Raw genomic sequence first — 13,981 nt, forward strand, 5'->3', positions numbered from 1 at the left:
GACACCTACTTAGCAGAACCGTTCATGCTGCGCTGGCGGCAGGGCGGGGAAGTGCTCGTATTGCCTGGGCGTGGCCGACGCGACCTCAAACGCTTGCTGCAAGAACGGGCGCTTCCGCCTTGGGAGCGGGAGCGGCTGATTGTTGTGATGGTCGGAGGGCGCTGTCTGGGCGTGCTCCAACCGCCTGCCAACGTTCTGTGGCAGGCGGAAGGGGCGACGTTTCATCGCGAGGGTTAGGAAGGCGTATTCAGGTTGAACGCAAACCCGGCGTTGGCCATAAATGCCTGCTCCTGCTCTAAATCGGTGCTGAGCAGCGTGGGTTCATCGCTGGGGGGCAGCGAATGGTGAGCGCGTCGCCGTTGCTGTCAGCAGCAATTTTGGGCGGCATGGGCGCGCCTTCAGGCCGCGAATGATTAATCAGCACGGCGAGGCGTAGCAAGCGGGCAAGCTTAGCCGCGCTTGGCTGCTGTGAGGCAGGCAGCGCTTGCCACTCCTTAAGCGGGAATTTACGCGGGTGAGCACGCACTAAAAACGCCAACAAGCGCTGCTCGGGGCGAGAAAACCCGGCTAGGTCCGAATGCTCTAATAGATACGCGCCGTGGCGGTGGAACTGGCTATGGGAGATGGCTAGCCCAATTTCATGCACATGGCTTGCCCAGCTCAAATAGTGGCCCTGTTCGGCGGTTAAGCCCCACGGCTGCTTCACTACGGCAAACAAGTGCTTGGCGGTTTCCGCCCCATTTTCTGCTTGCCGGGTATCTACGTCATACCCTCGCTTGAGCATGTCGAGGGTTTTGGAGCGGGTATCTTCGGCGCTGTTGCGCCCCGCCATGTCATAGAGCACGCCTTCACGCAGTGCGCCGTCGGCAAACCGCATTTGGTGAAGGTCGAAGGCTTCAAAAATGGCGCTCAAAATGGCAATGCCCACCGGAAATACCCGAGCCCTATCGGGTTTGAGGCCGTCCAGCTCGACCTTTTCCAGATGTTTGCATTTCAACAGGCGCTCGCGCAGTTTTTTCAAGCCGCTGCGGGTAATCACCCACTCTTGGGGCGTGTCGCCGTAAGCGTGCAGCACGCTGGCAGCGGCCTTAATCGTGCCCTGGAGCCTACCGGATCATCCCATCCTAAGCGCTGGTAAGGGCGCTGGATGTTGGCCAGCTCTGAAAGCGCTGCCAGCTCGGCGCGGCGCATGCGCTTTTCGGTAAGTTCGCCATCGGCAAAAAAGCGTCCGGTAAACGTGACACAACCCATGCGCAGGCTTTCCAGCGCTTTGGCCTCAAAGGCTTCACCATAATAAACTCGGTAGAGCCGCCGCCAATATCGACAATCAAGCGGCGGCCGCTTTCGGCCAGGGCGTGGGCGGCACCCAAATAAATTAGGCGGGCTTCTTCGCGCCCGGCAATAATCTCGATGGCGTGGCCAAGCTGGGCTTCCGCGCGCTCGATAAACGTTTGGCTGTTGTGGGCGTCGCGTAGGGCGTTAGTGCCCACCACGCGAAGGTTGGGACCTTCAATATCGGTTAAAAACGGCGCAAAACGGCCCAAGCAGTCGAGCGCGCGCTGCATGGCGGCTTCACTGAGGTAACCGTTCTCGTCAAGTCCTGCCGCCAGTTGGACCTTTTCACCTAGTCGTGCCACTACTTGTAAACGTTCATTTTGGTAGTTGGCAACCAGTAGGTGAAAGCTATTGGATCCAAGGTCAATGGCGGCTAGGCGCTGCGGTTCACCGCTCTCAAATTCGGCAGTGGGTGCGGCGATGGGGAGCGAAATGTCCTTGGGCATGAGCTATCCTTCAAATTGGCTATGCCAAGGTTGCGGTGACCTCTGACTATTGTCAATTGCCAAAGGCTTGCGTTTGTCGCGGGCCTTGACTACCATCGAGCTACTGGCTTGATCCGAGTTGGCTTGTTCGTCTAACAAGCGCACTGACTCGGGCACCCCGAGCAGTACGTATCCAGATGGCATCAGCCAGATGTCCAAGTCGTCAGATAACCCGCTGAAACAGCATTTTTCTGTGCCAATCAGATTAACTAGTTTGTTTGCACCCTCACGCCAAGCAGTCATTGATGTCATTGTTATGCTTTAGGCATTGTTACAGCGACTGCCCAGCTTTCACCACTCGAGCGTGTGCCTAGATGGGGTTCTGAACGCATCACTCGGCGCTTAGCCCTATATTTAGGCCAAGCCTCCTGTCTTATTCCCGGCGCCTAGCGCCTAGCTTTCATGAGCAATTTTCTAACACACCGATGAATCTCACTGAACTCAAGCAAAAAACCGTTCCCGAGCTGCTCGATATCGCCCGCTAAATGGGTATCGACAACTTAGCCCGTTCGCGCAAGCAGGACATCATTTTCGCCATCCTCAAGAAACACGCCAAAAGCGGCGAGGATATCTATGGCGACGGTGTGCTGGAAATTCTTCAGGATGGCTTCGGCTTCCTGCGTAGCGCCGACAGCTCGTACCTCGCTGGACCGGACGATATCTACGTATCGCCCTCACAGATTCGTCGTTTCAATCTGCGCAAAGGCGACTCCATTTCCGGCAAAATCCGCCCGCCCAAAGAGGGCGAGCGCTACTTTGCCCTGCTCAAAGTTAGCCAGATCAACTTTGACCGCCCGGAAAACGCCAAGCATAAGATTCTCTTTGAGAACTTAACGCCGCTGTTCCCGGACGACCGTCTGCGCATGGAGATCGGTAACGGGTCTACTGAAGACCTCACTGCTCGGATCATTGATCTGACCGCGCCGATTGGTAAGGGTCAGCGTGGCCTGCTAGTGTCTCCGCCGAAAGCGGGTAAGACGCTGATGCTGCAGAACATCGCGACGTCTATCACGCGTAATAACCCCGAGTGCCATCTGATCGTGCTACTGATTGATGAGCGCCCGGAGGAAGTCACCGAGATGTCCCGCACCGTACGCGGTGAAGTGGTCGCCTCTACCTTCGACGAGCCTCCCGCCCGCCACGTTCAGGTGGCCGAAATGGTCATCGAGAAAGCCAAGCGTTTGGTTGAGCACAAAAAAGACGTGGTGATTCTGCTCGACTCCATCACCCGTTTGGCGCGTGCTTACAACACCGTGGTGCCTCGCTCTGGCAAAGTACTGACCGGTGGTGTGGATGCCCTCGCCCTTGAGAAGCCGAAACGCTTCTTTGGTGCGGCGCGTAATATCGAAGAGGGCGGCAGCCTGACGATTATTGCCACTGCGCTGGTCGATACCGGCTCGAAAATAGACGAAGTCATCTTCGAAGAGTTCAAGGGCACCGGCAACATGGAAGCGCACCTTGACCGCAAGCTGGCTGAAAAACGCGTCTTCCCTGCGATCAACATTCGTCGCAGCGGCACTCGTCGTGAAGACCTGCTGGCCTCTGAAGAAGAAATGCAGCGCATGTGGATTCTACGCAAGCTGCTTAACCCGATGGAAGATACCGCAGCGACCGAGTTCCTGATTGATCGTCTGAAAGATACCAAGTCCAATCTGGAATTCTTTGAAGCGATGAAGCGTCGTTAAGGCGCTGCATCTACTGCCATGCGTTTGCAAGAGCAGCGTCTGACAGCCGCGTTGAGGAGAGTGCTTTGAAGTATAACGACTTGCGCGATTTTATTGCGGCGCTTGAAGCCCAGGGTGAGCTAAAGCGAGTTAAAGCGGAAGTTGATCCTTACCTAGAAATTACTGAAATCTGCGACCGTACGCTGCGCGCCGGCGGCCCTGCACTGCTGTTTGAAAATGTAAAGGGCCACGATATGCCGCTACTGGGCAACCTGTTCGGCACCCCGAAGCGGGTAGCGCTGGGTATGGGCCAGGATTCAGTAGAAGCGTTGCGTGAAGTGGGGAAGCTGCTGGCATTTCTGAAAGAGCCAGACCCGCCCAAAGGCCTGAAAGATGCCTGGGATAAGCTGCCGATCTTTAAGCAGGTGCCCAGCATGGCGCCCAACACCGTTAAGCGCGCGCCTGTGCAGGAAGTCGTTTACGAAGGGGAGGAAGTGGATTTAGGTCGTTTGCCGATTCAGCACTGCTGGCCCGGCGATGCGGCACCGCTTGTCACTTGGCCGCTGGTCATTACCAAAGGCCCGCATAAAAAGCGCCAGAACCTGGGGATTTATCGCCAGCAGAAAATCGCCAAGAATCGCCTGATTATGCGCTGGCTCTCCCACCGCGGTGGAGCGCTGGACTTTCTTGAGTTTCAAAAAGCCCATCCCGGTGAGCCCTTTCCCGTTGCCGTGGCGCTAGGCGCTGACCCGGCGACTATTTTAGGCGCGGTCACACCGGTGCCCGATTCGCTCTCAGAATACGCCTTTGCTGGCCTACTGCGCGGTTCGCGTACCGAGTTGGTGAAATGTGGTCACGCAGATCTGGAAGTCCCTGCCTCCAGCGAAATTATTCTGGAAGGCTTTATTTACCCGGACGATATGGCACCGGAAGGGCCGTTTGGTGACCATACCGGTTACTATAACGAAGTGGATCATTTCCCTGTGTTTACCGTGACGCGGATGACCATGCGCCGTGATGCCATTTATCACTCTACCTATACCGGTCGTCCACCCGATGAGCCCGCCATTTTAGGCGTAGCGCTTAACGAAGTGTTCGTGCCCATTCTGTGCAAGCAGTTCCCCGAGATCGTCGACTTCTATTTACCGCCGGAAGGCTGCTCCTATCGTATGGCGGTTGTGACGATGAAGAAGCAGTACCCCGGCCACGCGAAGCGCGTGATGATGGGGGTTTGGAGCTTCCTGCGCCAGTTTATGTACACCAAGTTCGTCATCGTGCTGGATGATGATGTGGATGCGCGTAACTGGGAAGACGTGATGTGGGCGATTACCACGCGCATGGATCCTGCCCGCGACACGGTGATGGTGGAAAACACGCCTATCGACTACCTCGACTTCGCCTCACCGGTATCCGGACTTGGCTCCAAGATGGGGCTGGATGCAACGAACAAGTGGCCCGGCGAAACCGACCGGGAGTGGGGCACTCCCATCGTGATGGATGAGACGGTGAAAGCCCGCGTTGACGAGCGTTGGGATGAGCTGGGCATTGATATTCCGCTACCCACACCGCGCCACGGTTAATCGGCCGTATGGGCCGAACGATTTTCCATAAAGAGGCTTTCATGAGCGCTAGGACGTTAACGTGTAAAACGCTAACCTGCCAAGTCACCGCCGTCGAGGATCTTAATCCTGACGTATTTAAAGTCACGCTTGCCGGTCGCGCTGAAGCAATGCAGCACGCCCCTGGTCAGTACCTTGAACTAATGCTAGACGAGGCCACTTGGGTGCCTTTCTCGATTGCTAGCTGTGACCGTGGCGATGGCACGCTGGAGCTGCAAATTCAGCACTGGCCCGAGCGTGATAACTCCCAGCGGCTGCGCCAACTGTTGCAGGTAGCCAACCAGCTAACGGTGCGCCTGCCCAGCGGTGATTGCGTGCTGGATACGCAAAGTGAGCGCCCGCTGCTGTTGATTGCCGCAGGGACCGGCTTTGCCCAAATGAAGGCCATCGTCGAAGCCGCGCTTCGTGACCAGCCCGCACGGCCCATTTCACTATGGTGGGCGAACCGTGAGCACCGCGATTTGTATGCGGAAGACCTTGCCTGCGAGTGGGCGCAGCAGTATGAAAACGTTGCGTTTCATGCGGTCACCGAATTTCCGCTGACCGAGCCGCTGGCACCAGGCGAGCGCATTGCCCACCATCAGGGGCGCGTTGATTTGGTGTTAGAGGGCGAGCTGTCGAATGCGCCGATCACGCCCAGCGACTGCGATATCTATCTTTCAGGCTCGCCGGGCATGGTATATGCCTGCGTAGATGTTCTGGAGCGCCTTGGGGTCAGCAGTGAGCGAATGTTCTCGGATGTATTTGCCTACGCACCCCGCCCTCACTAAAATGGTCGGCCACTCTCTGACGTACGGCATACACCGTAGATACTACTGATCACTAGGAGGCTTTCATGGCCCATCACGACGATAATTTTAAAGACGATTCCGGCATTCTGCCGATTATTCTCGGTATCGTGGTATTGGTAGGTATGAGCGCACTGCCTGCCACTATTGGCTGGATTCAGGCGTTTAGCAGCTAATACTCGTCGCTAGGAAATTGAACGCTCTGCGGTAATTGCTAGTTGCCATTTAGCGCGCAGGCAGGCAGGATTAGGTCATTACGTAGTACACACGTCATATTGAGGAAGTAACCATGCCACATGGCAAGCCTTTACAGCGCACTCACACCAAACCGGAAACGGTGGTTGGGGCCTGGGCGAAGGTGGGTACTTCCTATAGCTTTAACTATGCAGCGTATTGGTTTAGCCACGGTGTGCCCCTGGCCGACGCCTAGCGTCGCGCCAACAGGCACACCGCCCCGGTTGCCTGCCGCATGCAAAGAAGCCTCGGTGGGTAACCCCACCGAGGCTTCTTTCGTTTTATTAACCCTCATTTTTCATAGGTAGATTATTAAGGAGCTGCACCATGTCTTATCGCGCCCACCAATCGCTAGCCCCAACGCCATCCGTTATCTCGGCTATGGCTGGCGATTTAGCGACGCGCGTTCGGTGCAAGCTGCCACCTCCGATCGTGCCCACCTGGGTGGCAAGTTGATGATGCGATGTCACGCGTTATGTCATACGAATTCGGAGAGTTAACCCTATGAATGCCCCAATCAACACCGCTTGTTCCTCTACTGCCCAGGCCTCCACGCTTATGACTGCGACGGCGCTGCCGCTACCCGCTGAGCTGCGCCAGCGTGTGGCGGTGAATAGCACGCTTAGTGCACAAATCGACCAGCAGCGCCAAGCGGTACAGCATATCCTTAACGGGCAAGATAACCGCCTGCTGGTCGTAGTGGGTCCGTGCTCAATCCACGACCCGGATGCTGCCTTGGAGTATGCGGACCGGCTAGCAGCGCTCAGCGATGAGGTGAGCGAGCAGATTTTGCCAGTGATGCGAGTGTACGTTGAAAAGCCGCGCACCACGGTCGGTTGGAAGGGGTTGGTCTACGACCCTGATCTTGATGGCAGTGGCGACATGCCGCGGGGAATCGCGCTTTCCCGTGAGCTAATGCACGCCGTCGCCTCCCGCGGCCTGCCGGTGGCCACCGAGCTGTTACAGCCCATGTTAGCCCCGTACCTGGATGACCTGCTGAGCTGGGTAGCGATTGGGGCGCGCACGACGGAATCCCAGCTGCACCGTGAGCTGGCCAGCGACCTCAGCGCTGCCGTAGGATTCAAAAATGCCACCAGCGGCGATGTGCAGGTGGCCATTGATGCTATGCAGGCTGCCGCCCACTCCCATCAGCGTTTCGCCATGGATCGCCAGGGCCGCCCTATCATGCAGGAGACCGCAGGCAACCCGCACACCCACGTGGTGCTACGCGGCGGCCACGGCGAGCCCAACTACCAAGCCCACCATGTACGCAGCGCCGTTAATACACTGCGCGAAGCAGGCCAGAATCCGCGTTTGATGGTGGACTGCAGCCACGCCAATGCCCGCAAAGATCACCGCCGCCAAAGCGAAGTAATGCTGGATGTATTAGCCCAAGCGTCAAGAGGGCGATGCCAACTTGGTCGCGCTGATGTTGGAGAGTCACCTGTTCGAAGGCAAGCAAACGCTTGCCCCCAACGCGCTGCGTTACGGTGTATCGGTCACCGACGCTTGCGTAAGCTGGGAAACCACTGAGCGACTGCTAAAAACTGCCGCTGAGCGTATTGCTTAGTTTTCGTACAAATCCTAGTGCGTTGACTGCCCCGGCCAGCCCCGTATCATAAGAGTTCCTTTTGATCACGAGGTTGGCCATGGCCTTTTCCCTTGAACAGCACGATCCCGAAACGTACCGGCGTAAAGCTCGCATTATCAGCGTAGCGATGGCCGGACAGTTGATTATTTTTGGCCTGCTGTTTTCCATGCTCCTCACCACTACCTTTGGCAGCAGCGTCTGGCTGAACGCGCTGGGCGTATTGTTGGGCCTGCTTGCCACCAGCGCTATGTTCGCTGCGTTAAGAGAGCGCCCATGGATGACTGAGATGCGCTATGTTTGGCAGCTCAAGCATCACCTGTCGCGCATCAGTAGCTACTTACAGCCACTGCGCCGCGAGGTGGAGCAGGATAATCGCCTAGCGCTGGATATTCTGACCTTTTACCATCAGGGCATGGCCCAGCTTGCCGAGCTAAATGGCCGCACCACCGACGACGATGCCGAGCGTTTAGCGGAAAAAATGCAGGTTAAAGTGAAGCGTGAAGCGTTGGGCCTACCCAAAGAAGTCACCACGTTTGACCCGCATGACTTGAGCGCTTTCAAACAAAAGTAAGTCGCGCGCAAGGGTATTACCGATGAGGGATTAACAGGGAGCGTATTCAATGAGTGCTAATGTTACGTCACTACGATTCGCCACGGTGGTGGCTGCCGGTTTACTGCTAGCGGGCTGCGCGACCAGTGCGCCCGCCCCGGAGCAGCCGGTAAAAACCACCGTGCAGAGCAGCGCACCATTGTTGCCTTCGGTGCTGTTTCCCGGTAGCGCTGAGCGCTTTCAAGCTTGGAACTGCCAACCAGCCAATCAAGACTTAGTGACGGCCGTCAATGGTGAGGAGTTACGGCTGTGGTCGCTACATGGCGCGTGGCGACTGCCTCAAGCCGTGGTGGCCAGCGGTGCCCGCTATCAAAATGGCGATATCAGCTTCTGGAACCGCGGCGATCAGGCGCAAATTGAAACGCCCCGTGGGCAATTGCAGTGCCAGCAAGGGGTTGACCGGGAGATTGCGACCCGGTCAAGCCACCCAGGCGTGATGTTGTTAGCCCGCGGCAACGAGCCGGGTTGGACGATTGAACTGGCGAACGATGCGCCAGTAATGACCTGGACTACCAACTACGGCAGCGACACCACCACCATGCCTTATATGGTCAGCGTGATGGACAACGAGGCAGGCAGGGTAGTGATCGAGAACGCTAACGCCGAGCAGTTTTTCCGCGTACGCATTGAATCGGGTGCCTGCTTCGATGACATGAGTGGCGAGCCTTATCCTGCTCGCGTCACGCTCACCATCGGTGGCGAACAGTACAAAGGGTGCGGCCAGGGCATCGCGCCCTAGCCATCATGATCTAGCATCTCAGCCACTAGCAGCGGTACAGAAACGGCTCTGCGCGCCACTGCGGTTCCACGTAATCGCTGGCGCACAGAGCTGATACATCGCCACCCGCTCGCGCGGCAAGCCGCGCCAGCGTGGCCATGTGTAATCCTCTCGGGCTGTCTACTTCTTCGCTAACGGCCACCGGCATCCAGTGGTCGCCCTCACGGGTTGCCAAGGTGAAGTTGAAGGGGTGAAAGCCTGGGAAGCCCAACCGAATGTCGGTGGCGATCAGCGTCTCTTGGCCATTGATATCACGGGTTTCGAAACGTAAAAACGGCCCGGTGAACCACGTCAGCCGCTGCCCTAGCGGTCCCTCCAAAGCGCTGGCCTCCAGTTCGACGTTACGACGCAGCGGTTCCAGTGCGAGGACTCGGCACGATCGAATACACTGATCAAACTCTCGTAATAGCGGTCTTCATCGATGACCGTTGCCCGCCATAGTGCGATATTGAACGGCGTGGGTTGGATGAGCACGGGGGCTGCTTGTAAGTCCGCCTCGGCTAGGGCTGGCGTTAGGCGCTGCTCGACGCTCCATTTGGCACCTGCGGCCATCATGAGGTAAGCGCAGGAGATGACCAGCCCCGTGCGGCAGGCACTGCGTACCTTGCCCGACACGCTGCCGATGATCAGCGCCATAAGCAGCGGTAGCGTGTAGAACGGATCGATGATGAAGACGATAGGCCACGCGGCGGGCGGGGCGTCTAGCGGCCAGAGCAACTGCGTGCCGTAGGTGGTCAGCGAGTCGAGCAGCGGGTGAGTCACTAATATCAACGTAAAAAAGCACCACCAGCGACCCAACGAGATGTCCCGGGCTGGAGCAAAGCGGGCACTCAGCACGGCCAGCAGCGTGCCAAGACCCGTCAGTGCGAACAGTGAATGGCTAAACCCGCGATGCTCCGTGACATTGGCAATGGCGTCGCCATAATCCAGCGCGACGTCCAGATCGGGCAGGGTGCCTAGCAGCGCACCGATCAGAATGGCCTTGCGGCCCAGGCGCTTACCTAACACGGCACCACCTACCGCTGCGCCAAGCGCCGCTTGCGTAATCGAATCCACAGACCTCTCCTCGACGTGCTGATAGCGAATCGTGATTGTCACTGAAGAGTGACACACTAGATGAACAGCCGTGACGCCATTATACAACGTGTCTACTTTCTATTTTACTGTCGCACTATTGTCTATGTTTTAATGGTGCTACGTGACCGGCTCGGCACCGCACTCGGCGGTAGCACGGGATATAATTACCATTCTTCAATGAAGAGGAAATGACATGCAGTTTTTACACACCATGGTACGTGTCAGCGACTTAGACGCCTCGCTTCACTTTTATTGTGACCTGCTCGGCCTGAAAGAAGTGCGCCGCAAAGAGAACGAAAAGGGCCGTTTTACGCTGGTGTTCCTGGCGGCTCCTGAAGATGAAGCGCGCTCCGAGCGCCTCACGGCCCCTGAGCTTGAGCTGACCTACAACTGGGACCCAGAGGAGTACACTGGCGGTCGTAATTTTGGACACCTAGCACACCGTGTCGACGACATTTACGCCCTTTGCCAGCATCTGCAGGATAACGGCGTCACCATCAACCGCCCGCCCCGCGATGGTCACATGGCCTTCGTGAAATCGCCAGACGGTATCTCCGTGGAGCTGCTGCAAAAAGGCGATGCGTTGGCCCCCCAGGAGCCCTGGGCTTCCATGGAAAACAGCGGTAGCTGGTAAAACTACTCTCGGTGGCGCTCTTTATAGATGTCGCCACTGAACTCCATATGGAGTTCAACCACCTCGCCATAGGGGTTCATTGCGCGTAGCTCCACATGGCGAGGCTTGTACTCGACGCCGCCCAGCGGTTGATAACCCGCCTGCTCGGCGCGCTGCATAAAAAAAGCATCACTATTAGGCCGCTCGGTGAGCGGAGGCGCGGAGATTGGGACGGAGCGGTTCAAGCGGTCGCCGGGTAAGCGAGACGCGTAGGGCTCCTCCACTTCTACGAGCGTTTCACCGATCAACAGCCAGCGAGCCTGCATGCGCTGGCCCGTCGGCAGGCCAAACACACCGATCTCATCACCCGCTGTCGCAGTGAGTGCTGAACGCCCCTCCGGCCAGGTATCGACTAAGACGCGACCGCTCTCATCTTCAAGAATGAAGCTATTACCGAACCGCTCGCTAATGCGGCCTTTCAAGTAAACCCCCGCGCTTTGCGCAGTGGCAATCGGGGTGGCGGGCGTCTCCAGAGACGGTGGTGCCGCAAGCACCGGTAAGCCCAGCAGCGGCAGCGTGAGTGTACACAGCAACAAGCCGCGCATCGTGTTCACCCAGGGTAACCAAACACGCCGCTTTAGCAGTACGATAGAGAAAATCATAGGTCGGGCCTCACTTAGCGCCAATGTGTCGAGTATACGAGCTTAAAGCTGACGGTAACTTGAATGGCTCGTTTGTTCAGTCAAGGTTAAGGCGCTTCCCGTTATAGTGTTGGATTACTCTTAGAGTATGGCGTTTGCCAGGAGTCTTTTATGAACAGTGGCCATCGTGGCAGCGTGCTTCGCTGCGCCCTGCTGAGCACACTCTTGTTCGTCAGCGTTCCTACGCCGGTGGTCGCTCAATCCGCCCTGACGGTGGATGACGCCATCGCCGTGGTACAGCAGCGCTATGAGGGCGAACTACTCGATATCGAAATGAAAAGCGGACGTGGCTGGGAAAATAGCGAGCAGGTGTATGAGCTGCGTCTGCTGACGGCCCAAGGCAACGTACTCAAAATTCGCATTGCCCGCGAAGATGGTCGTTTTCTAGAAATTGACGGCAGGGGCCAAATTGAGGCGCGTTTGCCGCCTACCAGCGATAACGGCGGAGCCTAATAATGCGAGTGTTAGTGGTAGAAGATGAGCAGCATCTCGCGGCTCAAATGCGTGAAGCGCTTGAGGGTAATGGTTTCGTCGTCGATGTCGTCAACGACGGTAACGAAGCCGTGTACGTGGGCAATCACGAGACCTATGACGCGGCGGTGCTGGATCTGGGTCTGCCTGGGCGGGATGGCTTAAGTGTTCTGCACGATTGGCGACAACATGGCCGCACGCTACCGGTGGTGATTTTGACCGCCAGGGATGGCTGGAGTGAGAAGGTGCAGGGGTTCCGCGCCGGGGCGGATGACTACGTCACCAAACCCTTTCGCATGGAGGAGATTATCATGCGGCTGCGTGCGCTGATTCGCCGTGCGTCGGGCCACGCTGATGTGATGATCCGCAGCGGCGAGCTAGAGTATGACACTCAGCTAGGTACCTTCCATCTCGCTGGCCTGCCGTTAAAACTCACCGCCTTTGAACATCAGCTACTCGTGTATCTGATTCATAACGCTGAGCGGGTGGTCAGCCGTACCGAGCTCTCCGAACATCTCTACTCTTACGATAACGATCGTGACCATAACTCCCTCGAAGTGATCATCAGTCGGTTGCGGCGCAAAGTGGGGGCAGAGCGTATCGAAACCCTGCGTGGTCAGGGGTATCGGCTGTGCGACCGCTCGTGAAACTCTCACTGCGAGCGCGTCTGCTAGGATCCGCTGGCCTATGGAGTGCCATTGCGTTAGTGGGCGTGGGGCTATTTATCTACTGGCTGTTCAAAGATCACGCCGAGCGCACCTTTGACGCCCGACTGGACGCCAACCTACTGGGGCTGATGGCCTCTGTAGAGTTCAATGAGCAGGGTCAGTTGATCAAAACCCGTGATATTGGCGGCCCTCAGTTCGATCGCGCCTACTCGGGTTGGTATTGGCAAATTGCCCACGACGATGAGGTGCTGATTGCCTCGCGTTCGCTGCTGAATGCCAGCCTGCCCGCGCTGACCAGCGATGTTTCTCAGGCGCTGGCGCTCACCGGGCCAGAGGGCGAAGCGCTACGCGCCCGAGGCCGTCACTTCTCAGCCCCAGGCAGCGGCCCGCCGTTGAGTATCACCGTGGCCGGCCCACAAAACGAAATTGATGATGCCCTGTCGCGCATCGTCCTTCCTTTAGTGGCTTCGCTGGCGCTGCTGGGAATCGGGCTAGCGGTGGCGGTGTGGTGGCAAGTTCGCTGGGGGTTAAAGCCGCTCACCCGGCTGCGTCGCGACCTTCTTGCGGTACGCCAGGGGTACCGCGAACAGTTAGCCCACGCCACGGTGGAAGAGCTACAGCCGCTGGTGGATGAGATCAATGCGCTGGTGACCCATAACCGAGAGGTGATTGCTCGCAGTCGTCAACACGTGGGCAACTTAGCTCACGGCCTCAAAACGCCCCTCGCCATGTTAGCCAACAGCCTATCGGCTCAGCAGACACACGACGCCACCACCGAGGAGGCATTGTCGCGTCTGCAGCGCTTGGTCGACCACCATTTGCGCCGCGCTCGGGCCGTCGGTGCGGGTTACCACATGGGCGAGCGCACCCCGGTAGCAGCCACGCTAGAGGGGCTAGTGAGCGTGATGCGCCATGTATACGCCCGCGGCCCCGCACCACTCCATATCAGCGTTCATTGCGATGATGCGTTAGCGTTTCGAGGTGAGTCCCAGGATCTCGATGAGCTGTTGGGCAACCTGCTGGATAACGCCTGCAAGTGGGCGCGTCAGCAGGTGATGATCGAGGTATGCCTGGTATCGCCAGAGCAGTTGACCGTGGTGATTAGCGATGACGGCCCGGGTATGCCCGAACCCCAGCGGCTAAAAGCCGTGGAGCGAGGCGAGCGCTTCGATGAATCGACCCCGGGCGATGGCTTGGGGCTTGCCATTGTGCAGGATCTGGCGCGGCTTTACGGGGGGCACCTGGCGCTTGCCGCCAACTCGCCCAGCGGGTTACGCGTCGAGCTGACGCTACCCGCCGCCGAAAGGCCGCCCAAGGGCGACCTTTCAGGTACATCGTAACGCCAAA

13 protein-coding genes and 3 pseudogenes are annotated in these 13,981 nt (G+C 57.7%); 13 read left to right on the top strand and 3 right to left on the bottom strand.

Annotation, left to right across the window (positions count from 1 at the left end; translation table 11 throughout):
* Positions 1 to 24 precede the first annotated feature (24 nt).
* Positions 25 to 237 carry a tRNA lysidine(34) synthetase TilS gene (tilS, locus tag B4967_RS18580; RefSeq protein ID WP_243470270.1) on the top strand — a complete coding sequence of 71 codons (213 nt, stop codon included), beginning with the start codon at positions 25 to 27 and terminating at the stop codon, positions 235 to 237.
* On the opposite strand, the pseudogene ppx reads toward tilS, so the two are convergent.
* Positions 234 to 1,781 (bottom strand): annotated as a pseudogene (gene ppx, locus B4967_RS01380) (exopolyphosphatase). The gene tilS and the pseudogene ppx sit on opposite strands and share 4 nt — an antisense overlap.
* 524 nt (positions 1,782 to 2,305) lie before the next feature.
* On the opposite strand from ppx, the gene rho reads away from it, so the two are divergent.
* The 8 genes and pseudogenes from rho to B4967_RS01420 all read left to right on the top strand — a co-directional run bounded on the left by rho (position 2,306) and on the right by B4967_RS01420 (position 9,065).
* A complete protein-coding gene (gene rho, locus B4967_RS01390) occupies positions 2,306 to 3,505 on the top strand; it encodes a transcription termination factor Rho (protein WP_083023137.1) in 1,200 nt (399 codons plus the stop codon).
* Between the two features lie 65 nt (positions 3,506 to 3,570).
* Positions 3,571 to 5,064, top strand: a complete 1,494-nt coding sequence (gene ubiD / locus B4967_RS01395; protein ID WP_083023139.1) for a 4-hydroxy-3-polyprenylbenzoate decarboxylase — start codon at positions 3,571 to 3,573, stop codon at positions 5,062 to 5,064.
* A gap of 41 nt (positions 5,065 to 5,105) precedes the next feature.
* Positions 5,106 to 5,873, top strand: coding sequence for an NAD(P)H-flavin reductase (locus B4967_RS01400; protein ID WP_083023141.1), 768 nt, complete (start codon positions 5,106 to 5,108; stop codon positions 5,871 to 5,873).
* A gap of 65 nt (positions 5,874 to 5,938) precedes the next feature.
* Positions 5,939 to 6,067 carry a hypothetical protein gene (locus B4967_RS19990; RefSeq protein WP_279384626.1) on the top strand — a complete coding sequence of 43 codons (129 nt, stop codon included), beginning with the start codon at positions 5,939 to 5,941 and terminating at the stop codon, positions 6,065 to 6,067.
* Between the two features lie 113 nt (positions 6,068 to 6,180).
* Entirely contained in the window at positions 6,181 to 6,321 is a 141-nt protein-coding gene (locus tag B4967_RS17990) for a hypothetical protein (protein ID WP_161491459.1), read from the top strand.
* 308 nt (positions 6,322 to 6,629) lie between these two features.
* Positions 6,630 to 7,695: pseudogene (locus B4967_RS01410) on the top strand (3-deoxy-7-phosphoheptulonate synthase).
* A 79-nt stretch (positions 7,696 to 7,774) separates the two neighbouring features.
* On the top strand, positions 7,775 to 8,287 hold the full coding sequence (locus tag B4967_RS01415; RefSeq protein ID WP_083023145.1) for a DUF3087 family protein: 513 nt from the start codon (positions 7,775 to 7,777) through the stop codon (positions 8,285 to 8,287).
* Between the two features lie 49 nt (positions 8,288 to 8,336).
* Positions 8,337 to 9,065: an MliC family protein gene (locus B4967_RS01420; protein WP_083023146.1), complete on the top strand. Its 729-nt coding sequence runs from the start codon at positions 8,337 to 8,339 to the stop codon at positions 9,063 to 9,065.
* Between the two features lie 25 nt (positions 9,066 to 9,090).
* Here B4967_RS01420 and B4967_RS01425 read toward each other — a convergent pair.
* Positions 9,091 to 10,160: pseudogene (locus tag B4967_RS01425) on the bottom strand (metal-dependent hydrolase).
* Positions 10,161 to 10,374: 214 nt separating this feature from the next.
* On the opposite strand from B4967_RS01425, the gene gloA reads away from it, so the two are divergent.
* Positions 10,375 to 10,815 carry a lactoylglutathione lyase gene (gene gloA, locus B4967_RS01430; protein WP_083023148.1) on the top strand — a complete coding sequence of 147 codons (441 nt, stop codon included), beginning with the start codon at positions 10,375 to 10,377 and terminating at the stop codon, positions 10,813 to 10,815.
* Between the two features lie 2 nt (positions 10,816 to 10,817).
* On the opposite strand, the gene B4967_RS01435 is transcribed toward gloA, so the two are convergent.
* The gene (locus B4967_RS01435; protein ID WP_083023151.1) at positions 10,818 to 11,456 is read right to left on the bottom strand and encodes a hypothetical protein; all 639 of its coding nucleotides are present in this window, start codon (positions 11,454 to 11,456) and stop codon (positions 10,818 to 10,820) included.
* 150 nt (positions 11,457 to 11,606) lie between these two features.
* On the opposite strand from B4967_RS01435, the gene B4967_RS01440 reads away from it, so the two are divergent.
* Genes B4967_RS01440 through B4967_RS01450 form a run of 3 tightly spaced genes read left to right on the top strand, consistent with a single transcriptional unit; the run spans position 11,607 to position 13,974 of the window.
* Entirely contained in the window at positions 11,607 to 11,948 is a 342-nt protein-coding gene (locus tag B4967_RS01440; protein WP_083023153.1) for a hypothetical protein, read from the top strand.
* A gap of 2 nt (positions 11,949 to 11,950) precedes the next feature.
* Positions 11,951 to 12,613: a response regulator transcription factor gene (locus B4967_RS01445; protein WP_083023154.1), complete on the top strand. Its 663-nt coding sequence runs from the start codon at positions 11,951 to 11,953 to the stop codon at positions 12,611 to 12,613.
* On the top strand, positions 12,610 to 13,974 hold the full coding sequence (locus tag B4967_RS01450) for an ATP-binding protein (RefSeq protein ID WP_161491460.1): 1,365 nt from the start codon (positions 12,610 to 12,612) through the stop codon (positions 13,972 to 13,974). The genes B4967_RS01445 and B4967_RS01450 overlap by 4 nt, the downstream gene beginning before the upstream one ends.
* Positions 13,975 to 13,981 lie beyond the last annotated feature (7 nt).

Source organism: Vreelandella lionensis (genome assembly GCF_002087295.1).
Classification (GTDB): Bacteria; Pseudomonadota; Gammaproteobacteria; order Pseudomonadales; family Halomonadaceae; genus Vreelandella; species Vreelandella lionensis.